The organism is Chryseobacterium endalhagicum (assembly GCF_016745235.1).
GTDB classification, from domain to species: domain Bacteria; phylum Bacteroidota; class Bacteroidia; order Flavobacteriales; family Weeksellaceae; genus Chryseobacterium; species Chryseobacterium endalhagicum.
Window position 1 is genome coordinate 1,192,006 of record NZ_JAELVM010000001.1, and the last position, 19,209, is coordinate 1,211,214.

Annotated in this window: 17 protein-coding genes and 2 pseudogenes; 8 read left to right on the forward strand and 11 right to left on the reverse strand. The window is 38.3% G+C overall.

Features of this window, described 5'->3' with window-relative positions; all coding sequences use genetic code 11:
- Positions 1–20: 20 nt before the first annotated feature.
- Together JET18_RS05310 and JET18_RS05315 are read right to left on the reverse strand one after the other, a co-directional pair.
- Positions 21–178 (reverse strand): annotated as a pseudogene (locus JET18_RS05310) (efflux RND transporter permease subunit); the annotation flags it as partial.
- A gap of 156 nt (positions 179–334) precedes the next feature.
- On the reverse strand, positions 335–1,954 hold the full coding sequence (locus JET18_RS05315) for an AraC family transcriptional regulator (RefSeq protein WP_202089575.1): 1,620 nt from the start codon (positions 1,952–1,954) through the stop codon (positions 335–337).
- A gap of 530 nt (positions 1,955–2,484) precedes the next feature.
- Here JET18_RS05315 and JET18_RS05320 point away from each other — a divergent pair.
- Both JET18_RS05320 and JET18_RS05325 read left to right on the forward strand, forming a co-directional pair.
- Positions 2,485–3,945 (forward strand): hypothetical protein, encoded by a 1,461-nt coding sequence (locus JET18_RS05320; protein WP_115980411.1) that lies wholly within the window; start codon positions 2,485–2,487, stop codon positions 3,943–3,945.
- A 76-nt stretch (positions 3,946–4,021) separates the two neighbouring features.
- Positions 4,022–4,231, forward strand: a pseudogene (locus JET18_RS05325) (arsenical-resistance protein); the annotation flags it as partial.
- Positions 4,232–4,900: 669 nt separating this feature from the next.
- On the opposite strand, the gene JET18_RS05330 reads toward JET18_RS05325, so the two are convergent.
- From JET18_RS05330 to JET18_RS05355, 6 genes are all read right to left on the reverse strand, one after another.
- A complete protein-coding gene (locus JET18_RS05330; RefSeq protein ID WP_202089576.1) occupies positions 4,901–5,683 on the reverse strand; it encodes a type 1 glutamine amidotransferase domain-containing protein in 783 nt (260 codons plus the stop codon).
- Between the two features lie 33 nt (positions 5,684–5,716).
- Positions 5,717–6,007, reverse strand: a complete 291-nt coding sequence (locus JET18_RS05335; protein ID WP_202089577.1) for a putative quinol monooxygenase — start codon at positions 6,005–6,007, stop codon at positions 5,717–5,719.
- An 81-nt stretch (positions 6,008–6,088) separates the two neighbouring features.
- Positions 6,089–7,027 carry a helix-turn-helix domain-containing protein gene (locus tag JET18_RS05340; protein ID WP_202089578.1) on the reverse strand — a complete coding sequence of 313 codons (939 nt, stop codon included), beginning with the start codon at positions 7,025–7,027 and terminating at the stop codon, positions 6,089–6,091.
- Positions 7,028–7,136: 109 nt separating this feature from the next.
- Positions 7,137–7,607: a cupin domain-containing protein gene (locus JET18_RS05345; RefSeq protein ID WP_202089579.1), complete on the reverse strand. Its 471-nt coding sequence runs from the start codon at positions 7,605–7,607 to the stop codon at positions 7,137–7,139.
- Between the two features lie 89 nt (positions 7,608–7,696).
- On the reverse strand, positions 7,697–8,395 hold the full coding sequence (locus tag JET18_RS05350; RefSeq protein ID WP_202089580.1) for a DUF1826 domain-containing protein: 699 nt from the start codon (positions 8,393–8,395) through the stop codon (positions 7,697–7,699).
- 103 nt (positions 8,396–8,498) lie between these two features.
- On the reverse strand, positions 8,499–9,485 hold the full coding sequence (locus JET18_RS05355) for a GlxA family transcriptional regulator (protein WP_202089581.1): 987 nt from the start codon (positions 9,483–9,485) through the stop codon (positions 8,499–8,501).
- 137 nt (positions 9,486–9,622) lie between these two features.
- Between JET18_RS05355 and JET18_RS05360 the strand changes: the two genes are divergently transcribed.
- From JET18_RS05360 to JET18_RS05385, 6 genes are all read left to right on the forward strand, one after another.
- Complete coding sequence (locus JET18_RS05360) at positions 9,623–10,414, forward strand: SDR family NAD(P)-dependent oxidoreductase (protein ID WP_202089582.1); 792 nt, start codon at positions 9,623–9,625, stop codon at positions 10,412–10,414.
- A 76-nt stretch (positions 10,415–10,490) separates the two neighbouring features.
- Entirely contained in the window at positions 10,491–10,817 is a 327-nt protein-coding gene (locus JET18_RS05365; RefSeq protein WP_202089583.1) for a hypothetical protein, read from the forward strand.
- A gap of 45 nt (positions 10,818–10,862) precedes the next feature.
- On the forward strand, positions 10,863–11,606 hold the full coding sequence (locus tag JET18_RS05370; protein WP_202089584.1) for an isocitrate lyase/PEP mutase family protein: 744 nt from the start codon (positions 10,863–10,865) through the stop codon (positions 11,604–11,606).
- Positions 11,607–11,673: 67 nt separating this feature from the next.
- Positions 11,674–12,162: a DinB family protein gene (locus JET18_RS05375; RefSeq protein ID WP_202089585.1), complete on the forward strand. Its 489-nt coding sequence runs from the start codon at positions 11,674–11,676 to the stop codon at positions 12,160–12,162.
- Between the two features lie 194 nt (positions 12,163–12,356).
- Entirely contained in the window at positions 12,357–15,230 is a 2,874-nt protein-coding gene (locus JET18_RS05380; RefSeq protein ID WP_202089586.1) for a glycosyl hydrolase, read from the forward strand.
- 77 nt (positions 15,231–15,307) lie between these two features.
- Positions 15,308–15,895, forward strand: a complete 588-nt coding sequence (locus tag JET18_RS05385; RefSeq protein WP_202089587.1) for a Fic/DOC family protein — start codon at positions 15,308–15,310, stop codon at positions 15,893–15,895.
- Here JET18_RS05385 and JET18_RS05390 read toward each other — a convergent pair.
- The 3 genes from JET18_RS05390 to JET18_RS05400 all read right to left on the reverse strand — a co-directional run bounded on the left by JET18_RS05390 (position 15,870) and on the right by JET18_RS05400 (position 19,129).
- The gene (locus JET18_RS05390) at positions 15,870–16,025 is read right to left on the reverse strand and encodes a hypothetical protein (RefSeq protein ID WP_202089588.1); all 156 of its coding nucleotides are present in this window, start codon (positions 16,023–16,025) and stop codon (positions 15,870–15,872) included. The two genes, JET18_RS05385 and JET18_RS05390, sit on opposite strands and share 26 nt — an antisense overlap.
- Before the next feature lie 133 nt (positions 16,026–16,158).
- Positions 16,159–17,922 (reverse strand): flavin monoamine oxidase family protein, encoded by a 1,764-nt coding sequence (locus tag JET18_RS05395; RefSeq protein WP_202089589.1) that lies wholly within the window; start codon positions 17,920–17,922, stop codon positions 16,159–16,161.
- Between the two features lie 19 nt (positions 17,923–17,941).
- The gene (locus JET18_RS05400) at positions 17,942–19,129 is read right to left on the reverse strand and encodes an FAD-dependent oxidoreductase (RefSeq protein ID WP_202089590.1); all 1,188 of its coding nucleotides are present in this window, start codon (positions 19,127–19,129) and stop codon (positions 17,942–17,944) included.
- Between the last annotated feature and the right edge of the window lie 80 nt (positions 19,130–19,209).

Sequence of the window (19,209 nt, forward strand, 5' to 3'; positions counted from 1 at the left end):
ATAGTTAGTCCTACTATATTTTAAACCTGACTGGCTTTTCTTTGCTGACTTCTTTCTTTTATAGTATCTACAGCCAGATAAACCACAGGAATCAAATCAATGTTAGCAGCATAGAGCTGGTCAGCCCACCTATCAGTACCCAAGCTAATCCGTTTTTCCATTCTGCTCCTGCTCCAGAGGTTTACCCATTCAAGGCGCTTTTTTACCTCATTTTTCATTACTGCTGATTTATGTTAAAACTGGTAGTTCTACCATCATTTTAACATAAAATTATTGAAAGGATCTATATGAATCCCACAAATTACTCAATCATAATATATTGAAAAGACAACGCTCAAATGTTTTTATCCTTCTTCAGGTTTTCAATAAAATAGGAAGGAGTGAAACCTGTTATCTTTTTGAAATGGATTACAAAGACCTGGCTGGAAGCAAAGCCACATTCCTCTGCAAGGTAGGTAATCTTATATTCCCTGTAACGTGGGTCTTCTACGAGCTTATGAGTGATATAGCTGATCCTTAACCCATTTATGTAATCATTGAAACTTTTTTCTCTGTGGATTTTAATGATCTCTGAAAGATATGTAGTATTAGTGTTCAGTTGCCCTGCCAGATAAGGCAAGTTGATATTCTTCTTCAGAAATTTACCTGACATCTCAAACTTATCCAGCTTTTGTAGAATGGATTTTGCTGTCTCATCGGTAATGCTTACAAGTGATTTGCTTCCATTCTCGTTACTCAATTTCTGAAACTCTTTACGCTCGGCTTTCTGAGTGTTTTCTTCTCTTATTTTAGTGATCAGTTCATCATATTTTTTGTGGGAGAGTTTACTTTTTCTTCTCCAGTATGTCCAACCCGTCAAAGTGAATACAAGAAGGATCACCGCAGAAACTATAAATATACTCCTCACGGTATTCGTTTTTTCTTTTTCTTTATTCTCTATGATTATTTTTACAGGAGTATTAATCCCTCTTTTTTCAGCATTTATTATACTGTCATTGAGTTTCATGTAAAAATCGGTATATTTCTTAGCATTTTGTTTATCACCTTTTGCTTCGCTAGCTCTATATAAGATTTCAAAAAGATCTCTTCTTACTTCTGGTAAATGACCTTCTTTTTCAAGTACAATCCCTCTTTGAGCATATACCATACTGCTGTCATATTTTTTCTGACTAAGGAAAAGCTTGGCCATTGAAGTGTGCGCCATAAGTGGAACAGGATTATTAAATTTATACTTTTTACAAATCACTAAAGCTTTATAGAAATAGTTCTGTGCTTCCTCTGTTTTTTTCTGCCGGGAACTTGTAGCTCCTAAGTTTACATAAATATTAGATAACTGCGCATTTTTTCTCATCGCAATATTCTTATTTGTCTCACTTAATTGTTGGATTGCCCATAATTGCTTTAGGTAATATTTTTTTACCTTATCCAAATTGGGAGCAGATTCCCCTTTCATTGTTTCAACATATGCCAACCCGTCATATATTGCACTCAACGTGTAATATCTTTTGTCTTTATCTTCAATCTTTAGACTGTGTTTTAATGCTCTATTCAAACAATTTTCAGATTCATCGAGAAGACCTAAATATGAATACGAAGATGCTAGATTTGAATAGTTTGCAGAAATAAAAAACTCATCTTTTATATTCTTGACCAATTCCTCATTTTCTTGACCTAATAAAGTCGCCTCTTTGTATTTTCCGCTTCCGTTAAAAGCTAACATCAGAAATATATTGCAGCGGAATACACCATAATCATAGTCAATTTTTTTTGCTTTTTGCTTCGCTTTTTGCGCCTCTTTAATGAGCAATGGAGTATTTCCGGAGAACTCTAATTGGCTAAGTTCGCGGATTTCTTTTTTTCGAAAGCTATATTCCGCTTTCAATTGTTCTTTATTAATATTAGAGCAAGAAATTCCGAAAATCAGTAACAATAGAAAATAAAAGTTTTTAGACATAATTCTTAAATCTGTTTAATACAATTTAATATTTTTTTCAATTTCATCTACAAAGAGTAAATGTTCTCATAATTCTGGAAAACATTTCTTAAGCAGATCCATTTTCTTGCTGTACTGATTGCAGACTTAGGGTAAAAAGAAAAAAGACAGAGAATACATAGAAAAATAATTTCATGAAAAATAAATTAGTAAGTTGAAGTTATTTCATTTGGTAATACAAATGTATAGATTCCTTTCTCTTTAAGTCATATTTTTAATAGAATATTTTAATTATTTATTCCAATCTTTTGCAACAATAACTATCTGATTAATTACTACTTACACTATAAAAAACACTTCACATATATTTCTATCAATTTAAACCAAATTACTTGGCATAAATTAAATATTGCTTCCATAATTGTTTTGCACCAACTAGGAAACTTCAATTACATTTGCGTCATAAATCATGAGAAAGAACTTAATCTATTACCTTTAACCCTTACCCCTCATTCAGGTTTTACTACAACTTTCATAAGTGACTTTAATATTTGATTAAGCAGGGAGATCATACCTTCCCTTCTTTTAAAAAAAACAATAACACAATCAATATAGATCAACCCTTAAAACCCAAATCAAACATGAAAATTTATTTATTCTTAGGAGCTTTAAGCTTCTCAATGCCTCTCTTCTCTCAAGTAGGCATTAATACTGAAACTCCAAAAGCCACACTTGATGTAGTGGGAAAACCAACAGAACCTACTGCCCTAGATGGCATCCTCGCACCAAGGCTTACAGGTGATGAGTTGGCTACCAAAACGTATACCACAGCTCAAACAGGGGCCATTATCTATGCTACAGCATCAGCAGCTTCCCTTTCTGGACAGGTAGTAAATGTAGATGCAGCGGGCTATTACTACTTTGATGGATCAGTGTGGCGGGTATTCACTGGATCGGGGCCGTCTAGTACACCAGACATAAATATCTATAAAGACAATGGCACACTGACATCGGATCGGACTGTCACACAGGACGGAAAATTTTTGAGATTTTCAAACATACAGAATACAACTTTCAATAATGGGTCTGGTGGATTAGTTCAAAGCTCAGGAAGTGGAAGTAGGGCTTCAATAGGGTTAACAAATAATGGAGCTAGTCAATTTCAGTTGTATTCCGACACCAATAGCGCTACGCAGATGTATGCTTTGGGTGCTTCTACTGCACTTAATATAGGAACACATTTAAATTCTGGATCGGCAGCGCCGATTCGATTTATCACAAGCGCAGGAGGAGGTGCTGCGGGGAATGAAAAGATGATTATTACAGGGGGGGGGAATGTGGGTATAAGCAGTAATACCCCTACAGAAAGATTTGATGTTAGTGGCATTGCCCGGTTTAGAAGCCTTCCACTAAATGGTGCTGCAAATGCTATCTATACAACCCCTGGAGGTACAGCATCTACTACCCAAAACCAAACTTTTACTGCTGCCAGAACAGTAGTTGCAGATGCAAATGGTGTGCTTGGATATGTTGAAGGAGTGCCAACAGATGCAGGAACATCAAAAGTACTTGTACTTGCAAATGCACCAGGAACACAGAATGTGCAAGGGCAATTTATTCCTAATGCTGCCATTGGTCAGTTTACAAACGAAGGCCTCGATATTCATAATGCATGGACGAATAATGTTTTTACAGTTCCATCTGGTATGGATGGAGTCTACATAATAGTCATGCAAAATTCTAATAGACATACAAGTACGGGAACAGCAACACCTACATGGCATACAGCGGCGTATTATGAAAGAAGTACTGATGGAGGAACAAGCTGGAGTACAATGATAAAACATACATATTCTGATCTTGCTGGTACTATTGTAGACAATGGCAATACTTTATACTGGACAGGATTTTTAAATTCCGGAGACAGAGTAAGGGTTCGTTTCAGCTGTAATGCTACTACCAATAATATTGTAGACTACGGAGGTATTTCCATCACTAAACTGGCTCAGTAAGGCTAAAATAAAATTGTTAATTTACAACCTAACCATCAAAAGTAAGGAAGAAGTGATTTCATTACTTGTCTTTACTTATAGCCTCTTTGTATGGTTATTTATCAATATACTGCCCGGTAAATTAGGACTAGCCAACTTCAATGTCAGTATTTCAATGAAGGACGTCACAGAAAGTGTTCTTATCTATTTGGGTATTCCTTTTCTGACCGGCTTCCTAAGCTGATATATCTTAGTTAAATCAAAAGGTATAGAATGGTACAATAGAAAATTTGTACCCACAATAAACCGCAGTTGATATGTTGGCTCTAGATAAGGATGATGTAACGGATTGTTTGATGGGTACCGGAATTAATTACCCAAGCAAAATGCATTTCAGGAATTTCGTGAACATGACGGATTTCTTACATGTAGAAACGACGAGGGTCAAAATACGCGGATAAGTGCAGCAATGATCACCAAAATACATCCGAGTAATTGGAGGGATTCAGATTATTGGATTTTTGAAAATGAAATGGCAATACTTCCTATAAATTTAAGGAATTCATCACTAATCACCAGATTTATTCAAGATGGTATAATTTATAGAACCAGCGGGAAATCCTTTAGTGATATCATTGTTTACTGAAATGATCTTACTGACATTGAGATCGATTTGAAATGTCTTTTCAATTATTAATGAGTTATTTTTAGAATATCACTACCTTTGTAATAAATATTATTAGTTTGTGGGATTCTGTTACCCCATTGTCCCTCAGAAAGCATAAATATCTGTTTATCAGTTATTTTTACTTTTTGTATCGGCAAATAGATAGTTAGAATAGAATAAAACAAACCAAACCAAAAATATATTAAACAGCAGATTATGAGAATGTCTGTAAAAGTTGTCATGAATTTGGTTTGTTTTATTTCAATTTATTTTTCCAACCAATAATATTTTACTTTCTTCACCAGGTTTTTACTTCCAATTTTTAATTTTATCTAAAAGCTTTTCTCCAAGTTCTTTTGCACTATAGGGGTCTTGTCCTGTTATCAGTTCTCTATCGTTAATAACGTTACTCAAGCTTAACATTTTTGTGTGCACAATTCCTCCCAGTCTTTCAAGAATTTTCACGGGATAATCGGGCATATGTCCACCAATACCAAAAAAGGGAATATCCTCTGTTATATATTCTGCGGCCATACTCACACATGTCATGTTATATCCATCATAAATCCATTTGTCATTAACAAACGGAGCAGATCCTAATGCTGCGGATCCATGGCAAATAGCAGCCGTAATTTTGTTGTTATTGTGGAAATGAAATAGTAATTTTCCGGTTTCTTTATTGTAATTATTATTTACAAGCCAATCAGTGTGTAAAACATCTGTCATTGGGGCATGACCTCCAGGGATAAAAAGAACGTCATAGCTGTTTAATTTTTCTTTGTCGTTCAATAAATCCGACAATTTTTGTGGAGAGCCTATTCCTAAATCCTGTAATTTAGTATCAAAATAACGTTTTGCATGCTCCATCCTTTTTTTTGAAAGTCCCCAATTGCTGAGATTATACGATTTTTCATCTATTATACAGCCTTTGCCGTCAGGACTTACAAATTCTATTTCATGACCAGCCTCAATCAGTGGTTCAATCGGATCAACCAATTCTCCGAGGAAAATACCTACATTATGAGTTCCGCCTTCTTTAAGAGGAATTTTTGTCGCTGAAGAAGTGTAAACTAAAATTTTATTTCTTCTCATTTTTATCATTTTTTATTGTTATAAAATAAATAATTATTGCAATGGGGTGTAGAAATGACCCACTCTTACAGAGAGAACAGGGTGTATTTTTTCAACAACAATTTGTTTGTAATGTTCGTTTTGCAGATGTTGAAGAAATGCCTCTTCCGACACATATTCTTCAAATAATGTAAGTTTATATGGCTCTTCGATAGATTGAAATACCTTATAATTTACATTTCCTTTTTCCTGTAAAGTTTGCTTTTGGAGTTCGGGAATAAGTGTTAAAACATTTTCTAAATGTTCGGCCTGGACCTCCCAGCTTGCAATGACAATGGTGTTCATTTCTTTTTGTTTTTGATAAACTAAAGATATGATGTGCTACTTGATCCTGTGTTGTAAGAATTAAAGTTAAAAGTGTAAAAATCAAAGCCGCGTAGATTTCCTATACTGCAAAGGTGTAATTTTCTCCCACTTTTTAAAGAAATTAGCAAAATGAGAAGGTTCTTTAAAAGATAAGCGATATGCAATTTCCTTAATAGAATACTCAGTTTGTACCAATAAGGTTTTAGCGGCTGCTAAAAGTGCTGTATGTATATGTTCTTGAGCGGTTTTACCTGTATATTTCTTAAGTGTGGCACTCAAATGATTCGGGTGTGTAGAAAGTTTATCCGCAAAATAAGCTACAGAAAAATCCCTGCTTTCTAATGAATGAATATCTTTTTTCACTTGTGCCAGGAAATTATCTATCAGTCTATCCCTTACAGTTTCGACGGTAGATACTAACTCTTTGTCTGAAATCAATGAATTTTCATACATCTGTTTGGTATGTAACAGCAGTATTTTTATATAGGCAGCAATTAGATTAAATTGTTCAGTTGACTTGGTCTGATAAAGCTGATGGATGTTTTCAAATACATTCGTCAGCTGGGCAACGTCTGTTTCATTTACATTAAGTGGAATGGCTTTGTCGAGTTGAAAAAAAGGAAAATCAAAAATAATATTTGCAAGTTCCTGATGCCGGTTAATAAAATTTTCAGTGAATATGACGGCATATTTTTTTGTCACCTCGGGATCAAAATTCCATGAAACGATCTGATATGGAGTTTTAATGTAGATGACGTTTTTTTTCTTAGTTGATCTTAAGAAACCCGAATTAAAAACACCTTCTCCTTCCAATAGAAGTGAAATAGCATAAAACCGATGTTTAAATGGTTTTGCTGGAGCTTTATAATGATCACCCTTGCTTTCAATTTTTTGAAAATGAATATCTGTATAAGGAAAAGGCTCAATCCCTAAGTACTGGCAAAGACCACTGAAATCATAAAATTCAGGAATATCGAATGTCGGTTCTTTACTGTCCATTTATTCTTATCAGGTTTTGGTTATGGTAATCAATCCTCTTAGAAAATTTTTCTGAAAAACATTCCTGAGTCTCTCTATTTTGATTTCAATAGCTGGGAAGTCTTACATTTTATGATCTATTATAAGTCGTAATCACAAACATAATCAAAGGCTCATCTCCTGTGTTTTCAATAGAATGATAGCCTATAGAATTAATGGCTGTAATATCTCCCTTTTGTAGCATTTTTCTGCGTTCCGGTCCCTCAGCTCCTGTTCTTTCACGGTATTCGCCGGTTCCATGGACTACCACATACAGTTCCTGTTCATTTCTTTGATTGTGGGTGTGAAATCCGGATTCATCTCCTTTGTCCAGTAAAACCATATAGGCGGCCAGACGGTTATTGGCCAGGTCTTTCTGATCGAACATCTGGATCATGTAGACTGTTCCGTTTCCGCCATACATGTTTTCACGTTTATCGATGCGGGTAAGGCTTCGTTCTTCCTTTTCAAAGGCCATTACATAAAGGCGGATATATTTTGAAACTTCCTGTATAACGTGGTCAAACTCTGCTCCTTCAGATAATATAACGGTATCAGCCATGTGAGTTAAATGTTAGTTGATGATAATAGAGATCAATGTAGCGAAAATTATATAAGAATACAAGCGATATACATTAATTAAAGATTAATCTAGCAGATCAGAAGCAGCCGGTATTCCCCATCATTCTCCACAGGAGCCCGGTGAACGCATGGCAATACTTTCTGATCGGGATGATCCACTGCAATTCTCCAAAGATGACCCTGGCCTAAATTGACAGGTTCAGCATCAGGCTTGGGCTGATAATGTAAATCGAAGAAATATTCCTCCAAAAAGCTTTCAAATTCCTCTTCCGGGCCGTCGTGCAATGCTTTAAGTTTTTCGCGGATTTCAGGAATCAGGATTTTTTGTACAGCCTGATCATTGGGCAAAATATCACTCGCAGCACCATAATAAGTGCATAAAAAAGTATTGGTGCCAACAGGCGAACGGTCTACATGATAGGAATATACATCTGTTGAAATAAAATCCAGCTCATCGTCCCGCTCATAATACTTCAGCAAATTAAGAGTAGGCAATGCCCCGAAATCTGTCAGGAGCTGTAAATCATTCAAAATAATTTCCCTGGCAGTGTTCCCTTCTTCCGTTAGCTGTAAGACTAACAGATCTTCAATGGAAACTTCTGTAACGTTCTCTCTTAATTGAAGTTTCGAAACAATTTCTTTAAAATCTCCATCCAGTTTTCTGTCCCAGCAAATAGCATTCATACTACCTTCAAAAGCGGTATTGACAAGTTCAGAAAAAGTAGTCACCACACCAATTTGATGGCTGCCGAAAAATGTATTGTTCATATGTTTAAATAAAGCTGCTTAACCATTAATCTTAATACAAAAATACTGAATAGACCGGAGAATAAGCGTGAATTAAAAATAAACTGTCTTCCAAAATTAAAGGCTATATAAAATCAGATTCCTGATTAAATCTGGCTCTGTAGTCCGTAGGCGAGAGACCCGTTATTTTTTTAAATACATCTCTGAAGGCTCTCTCATCACTGTAACCTACATCGCACATGATTTCAAAGATATCTTTCCGGTCTCTTTCCAGTGAGCTTTTGGCAGCTTCGATCTTTACCCGCTGCATATATTCAACCGGTGTATTGCCGGTTGCTTTAATAAAACGGCGGTCAAAATTCCGGCGGCTTACTGCAAGTTTGGAGGCTAGATTTTCAAAAGAAATCTTTTCGCTGACATTTTGTTCGATATAGCTTTGCGCCCTGATAATTACCTCATCATCATGATTTTTTTGAGGCTGAAAAATAGCAAAGGGAGATTGGAGATTTCTTCCCATATCGATCTGAAAAACTTTTGAACAGTAAATGGCGGTCTCCCTGTCAAAATATTTTTCAACCAGCATCAGCACCAGATTTAAGAATGAGAAAGCACCACCATTGGTATACAACCCCTGTCCGGCAATAAGAAGTTTATCGGTCTGAAGCTCGATGTTGGGGAAAAGTGCCCTGAAATCGTTTTCGGCCTGCCAATGGGTCGAACAGGTTTTTCTGTCCAGTACACCTGTCGCGGCCAGCAGAAATGCTCCGGTACAGATGCTGGCTATTTCTGCACCATCTTTATATTGTGTTTTTATCCAGTCAATGAGTATTTTGTTATTGCTGATCAGCTGGGCAAAGCCTTTAGGATCAGAAATGGAAGGGATGATGACCAGATCATGTTTTCTGACCGTGCTGATATCAACCGGATTAAGCGAATAAAGGCGGCTGTTTTGTTTCAGTTCTGCCAGGACACCTGCAATACGAACCTCTATACCTGGAGTATTTCCGTTTTTTTGCCAGTACTCATTAGCTTCAGTCAGTATTTCGAATGTTCCCACTACACTGCTCAAATTCACATTTCCTGCAGGAACCAGGATTGTTACTTGTTTCATCCTTAATTTTTTACAAAGGTAATATAATATTTTGTCCAAATCAACACGTTATGTTGTCTGTTTTGCAGCATTTATGTGTTTAATATAGACAATACCTTTGTCCTGTTCATTTAATAGTAAAACCAAAAAACAGAATTATGTTATTAGAAAACAAAATTGCCATTATTTATGGAGCCGGCGGAGCAGTCGGAAGTACCGTTGCAGAAACTTTTGCCCGTGAAGGAGCGAAAGTGTTCTTAACAGGCCGCAACAAATCAAAAGTTGAAGCAGTCGCTGAAAGAATTAAAGCAGCCGGGGGCTACGCGGAAGTAGCAGAAGTTGATGCACTTAATGAGACTCAAATCACAGAACATTTAAACGATGTGGTGAGTAAATCAGGGAATATTGATATTTCATTTAATGCGGTTGGTCTTCGCAATACAAAATTACAGGGAGTGGCATTGACAGATCTTGACGTCAATGATTTTATGGCTCCTGTTTTATCTCATGTGCAGTCTAATTTTTTAACGGCCCGGGTAGCCGGAAGACACATGAGTGCCAACGGATCAGGGGTCATTATGACCGTTACTTCTAGTCCTTCCCGTGTGGCAATACCGCATATGGGCGGGGTAGCAGTGGCTATGGCAGCTGAAGAGGCACTTATCAGAGATTTTTCAGCAGAACTGGGAGCTGCAGGAGTGAGAGCGGTAGGAATTCGTCCTGAAGGTATGGCAGACAGTGATACCATGGAAGAAGTATACGGTCTTCATGCAAAAGCCAACGGACTTACCCGCGAGCAGTTTCAGGGCATTATTGAAAGGAATACGCATAGCAAACGTTTACCGTTGCTTCAGGAAATGGCTGAGGTTGCTGCATTCGTCGCATCTGACCGTGCAAGCGGAATGACCGGAACAATTGTCAACATGAGTATGGGCACCATTGCCGATTAATAACCAAACCAATCCGGGCGCTCTATAAACAAAGGCTCCCGGATTTTATCTGACATATGATTAAAGAAAAATTGAAATGAAAAAATACTTATTACTCTACAGAGCTGCGAACGATGCTATGGAGCATCCAACAGAAAAAACACCTCAGGAGCAGAAAGAGATTAATGATTCCTGGATAGCGTGGGTGAGAAAATGCGGATCTCAGCTTACAGATCCGGGTCAGATTTTTGGAAGAGCTTTTAATATTACTTTGGATGGGTTTGAACCTGTCAATTCACAGATAATAGGCTTCTCCATTCTTCAGGCCCGGGATTTGGAAGAAGCTGAAGAACTTCTCCACGGGAATCCGCATTTGGGAATCAATAAGAATCATTCTTTTATCCTCTATGAACCCAGGTCTTAACCTGAAAGAAACAAAACCAATACATCATTTTTTAAATACCATATTATGAATCAGTATCAAACATTTTATGACTTACACCATCAGGCTCAGCCATTACTGATCGCCAATGCCTGGAATGTAAAAAGCGCACAGATTATCGAGAAGGCAGGATTCAGTGCCATCGCTACTTCAAGTGGAGCCATTGCCAGCTCATTAGGCTATAATGATGGTGAGCAGATCCCTTTTGAAGAATTGCTGTATATCGTAAAACGCATCAAAGCAAACACTAATATTCCCCTTACTGTAGATTTGGAGCGTGGTTATACCAATGATCTGGAAATGCTTCATTCACATATTCAGCAGATTATAGATATAGGAGCTGCAGGAATTAATCTTGAGGATAACCAGGGAGAAGATATCTTTCTGGAAAAACTGAAATCGATCACAGGATATCTTACTCAAACCAATCAAAAACTGTTTATCAATGCGCGGACAGATGTCTTTGTGCAAAAACTGGATAATCCGGTAGAAATTGCTATCAACAGAGGAAAACTTTATAAGGATGCAGGTGCAGACGGTCTCTTTGTTATCGGTCTGAAAGATGCAGAAACGGTTAAAAAAATAGTGTCGGCTGTAGAGCTTCCTCTCAATGTGGTAGGTGTTTCCACGCTTTCATCAGTTGATGAACTTGCTGACTTCGGGGTAAAACGGATCAGTATGGCGGGGATGCTGTATGGTGCAGGATACGGGAAAATAGATGAACTTGTCAGTTCTATAAAAAAGGAAAACTCTTTATCTCAATTATACTAAGTCTTAAACTCATACTGAATCATTTTGTTCAGTAGCTCAATACTAATAAACCTATAAAAAACATATTATGATACCATCTATTATTGGACTGGCCAATATTTTAAAGCTTAATGACAGGCTTTTTATCAATGCCTTAGAAAACATTACTCATGAGCATACTCTTGACCGTTTAAGTGAGTATGATAATCCTGTCAGCTGGCTGACCAACCATATTGTATGGGGAAGATATGAGATATTGAACCTTTTGGGAAGATCAGATGAAAAAAATCCCTATACGGAATTGTTCAAAAATTTTAAACCTTATGACAGAGATTCTGTATTTAACCAGATAGAATACATTAAAGAGGAATGGAATAAGATTGCTCTTCTCACCCATGAAGCTCTTGAGCTTGTCACTGAAGAAAAGCTTGCTGAAGAGCCTAAGTCGGTAACTCCAATGGGTATTCCTACCAAATTTGGAAATTTATCATTTTTTGTATGGCATGAAGGTTATCATCTGGGGCAGCTGGCCTTTCTGAAAAAACATTATACAGAAGAAGCGATGAAGTTTTTCTGATAAAGAAGCCGCCTGATATTGAATGATTGACTTGAGCTGTATCATTCTTATTTGAAACTTCAGTTAAAAAGTCCGGTATCAGAAAGGTACCGGACTTTTTTATAAGAAGATCACCAAAACATTCTGTCAGAATTGTCATATTATCACAAATCCATTACATTTGTTTTCAGTACGTATAACCCTATCACCCATTCATGAAAAGAAGAGATTTTTTAAAGCAATGCTCAGCCGCCGCATCAGGTTTAGTGGTAATGAATGTATTACCATCTTATGTTCAGGCCATGATGAGAGAAGGAAGTTCATTGCCGCATAAATCCCTGTTTCAGGTGTTCACCAATCCGGAAAACCAAGACCGGCCTTTTGTCCGATGGTGGTGGAATGGCGATAAAATAGAAAAAGCAGAACTTGCCCGCGAACTCAGGATCTTAAAACAAGCAGGAATCGGAGGCGTAGAGATTAATCCGATATCGTTTCCCTTACGTACCGAGGATATGGGAAAACCCAGTGTAGAATGGTTAAGCGATGAATGGATCGAATTATTAAAATTTACCCTTCAGGAAGCTAAATCACTGGACATCACCTGCGATCTCCTGGTCGGAACCGGATTTCCCATGGGTGGCGATTTTCTTGACAAAGAAGAATGCTCCCAGGTTGTCGTTATAGCCGTGAAAAAACTGAAAGGGCCGTTAAAAACAGAATTTTCCCTTTTTGATCTTTACAAAGAAGCCGATCCCGCCGTTACCAATCCATATACCGGAAGAACCATGGAAATGCTGGAAGTGAAATTGGTTCCCGATCCCCTCAACCGGATGGATGAAGTGATCAACCTGTCCGATCAGATTGAAAGCGGAATGATCAAAGTTTCAATACCCAAGGGAGATTTTGCAGTGTATGGTTTGGTGAAAATAGATCGCTTTATGAACGTTATTCAGGGAGCTCCCGGCGGAATGGGACCCGTACTGAATCATTATGATACCGCTGCGGTGAAGAAATATCTCAACAGGATGAGCGATACCATTCAGCAGAAAACAGGACCGCTGGCACCCTATATCAGATCTTTTTTTATTGACAGTCTGGAAACGGAAGGCGCCAACTGGAGCCGAGATATGATGAGTGAATTCAAAAAAAGAAGAAGCTACGACCTCTATCCATACCTGCCTTTTGTTCTGTTTAAAATCGGAAGCATGGGAAATACAACAGGCATTAATATCCTGTATCCGGTAAAAATGGGAACGGAGTTTAAAAAAATGATCGACCGTATGCGGTATGATTTTGAACTCACCAAAGCTGAAATATTCGAAGAAAGATTTGTACATACTTTCGCACAATGGTGCAGAGATCATAAAATTAAATCAAGGGCTCAGGCTTACGGGCGTGGATATTTTCCGCTGGAAGGCAGTTTCAAGCTGGATATCCCCGAATGTGAGACCTGGCTTAAATACGGGATCGGGGAAGATATCACTGAAGAAAAATTCATGCAGTATCCCTGGCATTTAGGCCGCGGAAATACAATGATCAATAAAATAGTGTCTTCTGCCGCCCACTTAAAAGATAAAAAACTGATCAGTTCTGAGGAACTGACCAATACAGACATGGTTTTCAATGAAACGCTGGAAATTTTTAAAATAGCAGGTGATCAGAGTACAATTTCCGGAGTTACTCATCCTGTTTTTCATGGATTTAATTATTCACCGCCGGAAGCTCCTTTTCCCGGCTGGATCACCTATGGCGGCTACCTCAATGAAAAAAACACCATGTGGCCGTATTTTAAGCATTATACAGATTACCGGGCCAGACTGTCTGCCGTACTGCAACAGGCCACGATGTTCGCCGATATTGCTCTTTTAGCACCTTTTGCAGATCAGTGGTCAGAGTACGGAGCACAGAATGAGCCTTTCCCGACTCTGGTTTCCCCTGCCTACCAGGCTTTGATATGGGAATCCATCCACCAGAACGGAAATGCCTGCGATTATGTTTCCGAGCGTGTGATTCAGAATTCAGAAATAAAGAAAGGCTTTCTTACTTATGGAAAAAGGAAGTACCATACCTTGTTTTTAATAGCCATACATAGCATGGATACGGCTACTGCGGAGAAGCTGTACGAATTTGTAAGCGGAGGAGGAAGAATCTTTTGTATTGAATCAATCCCAGACCGTTCTACAGGCTGGAATGAGCATCAGAGAAGGGATCAGGAAATACAGAACTGGATCACAAAAATGAAGGCCTATCCTGACCGGTTTATACTCCTCAATAAGCCGGCGGCAGATTTCCTCAACTGGTACAGAACCATTCAGGAAAAATATAACATCAGGCCGTATGTGAAAATTCAGGAACCAAAAACATGGGTTACACAGGTTCGTTATCAGACAGATGACACTGAAATTTTCATATTCAATAATTCCAGCAGCAAACACAGTACGGTATTGGATATCACTTTTGATCAGAATATAATCAAACACAAACATGCATGGCTGTGGGATGCTGTAACAGGGAATCGTTTCAGGCTGGAACTGACATTGGGGAGGCTGAAGATCAATTTAGGCCCGGCAGATTCAAAGCTCATTGTTTTTGATCATCATAAAAAAGGAGTCGTCCGGAAAGAAAGTCCTTTGTCCGGAAATAATGCGAAAGAGCTTGGTGGGAAATGGAATGTTGAATTCAGGCATTATGATGGAATGGTAAAACATGAGGAACTGAGTAGATTGACTGACCTCAAAGAACTTCCGGGATACACTCATTTTGCAGGAACTGTACTCTATACGAATACATTTCAGTTAACAGGTAAGTCTATGATCAACCATTTAAATCTGGGAAATGTTTTCGGGATTTGTGAAGTCCGTATCAACGGGATTGATGCCGGAACACAATGGTTTGGCCAAAGAATTTATTCCATTGCTGATTTACTCCAGGAAGGAACGAATGAGATTGAAATTAAAGTCGTTACCGTAATGGGGAATTATATGAAAACCCTTAAAGACAATGTCGTTGCCCAATACTGGACTAATCAGAAAAGGAAAGATCAGCCTCTTCAATCTATGGGGTTGGTGGGTCCGGTGATGGTGTATTAGAGTCTGAATTTTGGATTATTAGATAATGTTCTATTTTTATAAGCTATAAAATAAATGAGTTCAATAAATTTATCTTTATGAAATATAGAATTCCGGGAGAAGAGTCTGAAATATTACCTAATAAATTGGGATTAAAAAATCCACAGGATATTGCTATTTCAGAATTTGAAGGTTTTTTAGAGGCAGAAATTATACTGACAGAAAATCTACACAGTCGAACGAAATTTAATATAAAATACATCCTGAAAATTCATAAGTTGGCATTATCCCATTTATATACTTTTGCAGGAAAATATAGGAATGTAAATATTTCAAAAGGAGGGTTTCATTTTTCTTCCGCAAAATATCTTTCGGAATCAATGAGTATGTTTGAAAATGAAATCCTTTTAAAATTACCTTCTGTTTACAACGATAGAGAAGCTCTTATCAATGATGTTGCAAAGGTGCATGGTGAGTTACTTTTTATACATCCTTTCAGGGAAGGAAATGGCAGAACTGCTCGTATACTTGCCAATCTTATGGTTCGGAAAGCCGGTTTTAATGCTTTGGAGTTTGAAAAAGTAGATGAAAAAAAATTTGAACAATATGTATTTGCTGTACAAAGCTGTGCAGCGAAAAACTATGAACCCATGATAGGTTTTATCGGGCAGATTTTGCCATCTTAGCTTCGATTTTTTTTAAGGTTTTAGCAGCTAAATCAGCTGGGATTTTAATTCCTTCTATCTTAAAAGAAGCCACAGCAGACTGCATTATCTGTTGACGTAGAGCTTGCTTTTCTTTAAGAGTTGTTTTCATTATACTTTTTGAAAGGAATTATACTAAACAAATATAAGGCTTTTTCAACTTTTTTCTTAATTAAATTCTAAAAAATAATAACCGGCTCATCTTTAAATGAGACGGTTATGTATATTATAAATGATTTTTCAATCTACCACCCCAGATAATAATCCGGGCTCAGCCAGATCGGGCGTTTCAGTCCGAAATACTCCTGTAGCATCTTTTCAGCTTCACAGAAAGCACCTTCCACCCAGCCTTGCTGATCGGAATACGCTTCACCACAGATATGGATCTGCTCATCAGCAACAGGTCTCCTCATATAAGGCATGACATTTTTAACAGAGAAGCCAGCTTTCCAGGCATGATATCCTGCTCCAAAAGGTTCATCTGTCCAGTCTTTAAAATACGTTACATAAGGATCAGGGATTGTTATGTCAGGCCCGTGCAGTTCACGAAGCTGATTCATCAGTTCGCCCACCATCAGTTGGGTAGCCTGAACATCATCCAGTTCATGAAGCTCCTGAAGCGATGCAGATTTGGCGGCTTTTACTTTAAACAGAACTTTATCATCGGAAAGTGCTTTCCAGAATGTTTCGGTTTCCATGTCGCCATAACTTCCCAGCAGCATTGAATTATCGGTGTGAGGATCTGTCCCGAAATAATAACACTGGCGCATAGGAAGGTCAGTAATGGAATGTCCGGAACTGATTCCCAATTCCTTCCACCACGGGTATTCAAATCCCATTAATATTTTAAACGCAGGTTCCATAATGACAGAACGGATGTTATCGTTCAGAACAGAATTTTCATTGATGTTAAAAAAGAAATTGTTCTGGTCCAGAAGCTCCAGCGATCTTCTCGGCATGGCGAGAACCAGTGTATTGGCGTATACTTTCCATGGTTTGTTCGTTTTCAGATTCAGAAAAGTAAGCTCATATTTGTGGGTGTTGATCAAAGAATGTTCTTTCGTGAAGGTAAGCAGTTTATTTTCAGACCAGATGCAGGCTCCGTCATGTTCCATATAAGAATTCGCTACCGCATAAGCGATGCTGTCGTAGCCTTCCTCAATCGTTTTATAAATCGTTCCCGCAGAAAAATCCCCTACCATATAAGGAAATGCTTCCGCTGAATTCCAGTTGATGGTATTGGAATAATATCCTCCGGCATTGGCCAGAAATTCATAACCTTCCTGTGAAACCTGGTCTTTCAGTAAATTCCAGAATCCCAGATCATTTACCTTACGCCCGTCATAAGGAGAATTTGGGAAATTATAAACCAGCTTTGGCTTGATGTCGTCCCAGTCTCTGCTGGTCAGTTTAAATGTATAATCATAAGGATTAGAACCCTTGATAATCCTGTCTCCATAGGTTGAAGCCACCCATGGATCTGCCATTAAAACATCGTAAATCACCTTATTGAAAAGCTGATCAGAGCTGAAACCGAAATCATCATCGTTCAGATAATACCGCGTAGGAAGCTTCTGACCGTTTTTCTGTGCTTCATCCCAGTCATCCTGTTTGAAACGTTCTTTACGGAGATACATCAATAATTTTGAAGGGTCGCCCATAGGGAAAGGAACCGGTGTCATGGTATCCTTCAGAACAGGGATACGTTTCGCCGGGTCTGTTTCCGAAAGCGGATAACCTTCAATAAGGGTGGTTACAATTTCCTGGGAAGTCAGATAGCGCATTCCGCCCAGTTCGCCCCAGAAATCCATTCCGGGCATCACGACAGATTCCAGTCTTCCGCCCAGTTTATCATTCATATCAAAAATCTGGACTTCACTGGCTTTATATTTTTTATCCGTTACAAGGCGGTATGCCGTATATAATCCGGAAGTTCCTGCGCCAATAATGGCTACTTCTGTTTTTAAATCAGGGTGCATCCCGGAATTTAATGGTGTATTTTTATTCATGGTTTTTTAGTTTTAAATTTTAGATTGCTTTAAAGTATTTGCGTCCCAGCTGGAATGGGGAAATATCAAAATCTGTATGACCGTCCAAAGCAAGATCAGACATGATTTTCCCTAAAAACGGAGTGAATTTTGCAGCCCATCCGGTAGCATAAACCACAATGTTCTTATGGTTGGGAACATAATTCGGGGCAAAATCAATCAGCAGTTCTTTGTTGGGAATTTTACTTAGGGCAATCAGGCATGTTGAGGTGTATTCAGGTTCCGTTGCCAGCCCGGTCATGTGCTGCTGCACCCATTCCGAAGTATAGCCCAGTTCCTGAGGATTCGGAATTAATGTCCTGTCACCAGGTTCTTCCAGAGGGTTGATCACAAAATCCGGAGCCACACGGATGTATTCCGGATGATCCCAGTCTACAGAAGGGAAGCCATAGAACTGATTTCCGTTTTCACCCTCAGCATTCTGAAATACAAACCAGGTAGGATATTGAATGTTGGGATCGGTCTTTTTAAAATAGGCTGAAGACATATTCCAGTACGTAGCTTCTATTTTAAAATCCAGTAAATTAATGACGCTGTTGATGTAAGGCCCCGGAATGATCGCCAGTTTTTTAGCAATATAAATTCCGTTGGGAGTGGTGATTTCAAAAAGTTCACCTTCCTGTTTGATTTCAAGGACAGGCGAATTTTCTTCCAGCTGCACCGTTTCTTCTTTCTCACAAAGTTCCAGAAGCGTTTCAATGGTTTCTTTAAAATTAATACTGGCACCATCCGCCTGGAAAAGTCCCGTATAATTTTCCGGTAAATTTTTGAAATGGTACTTTTCTTCAATTTCTTTTGCCGTTAAGGTCGTATAAGGAACATTCAGAGCTTTTAAAGCCTGTTCGGCCTGGGCAATATTTCCTTCTGTGGAATGAACCTCAGGATCTCCGAACCAGAGTGTTCCCACTTTATCAAGCAGGGATTTTCCGGTTTCTTTTTCCAGCGCATCCCAGTACGGCTGGGCGTCCAAAGCCATCTGGACCATATATTCGTCCGGATAAGGAATCCGGAACTGGCGGGAAACACCGGCAGAACTTCCCAATTGATTCACGAAAGTAAACTGCTCCAGGACCAGTGTTTTTGCCTTCCGTTTGCCGAGATGGTAAGCCGTAGCCAGTCCTATAGCGCCGCCACCAATGACAATGACATCATAGTTTTCAGTTTTCATGGGTTAAATAGTATTAGTTTATGGTTGTTATTACGTCTGATTATGCCTGTAATAGCGTATTTCAAAGTAACAAAGAAGAA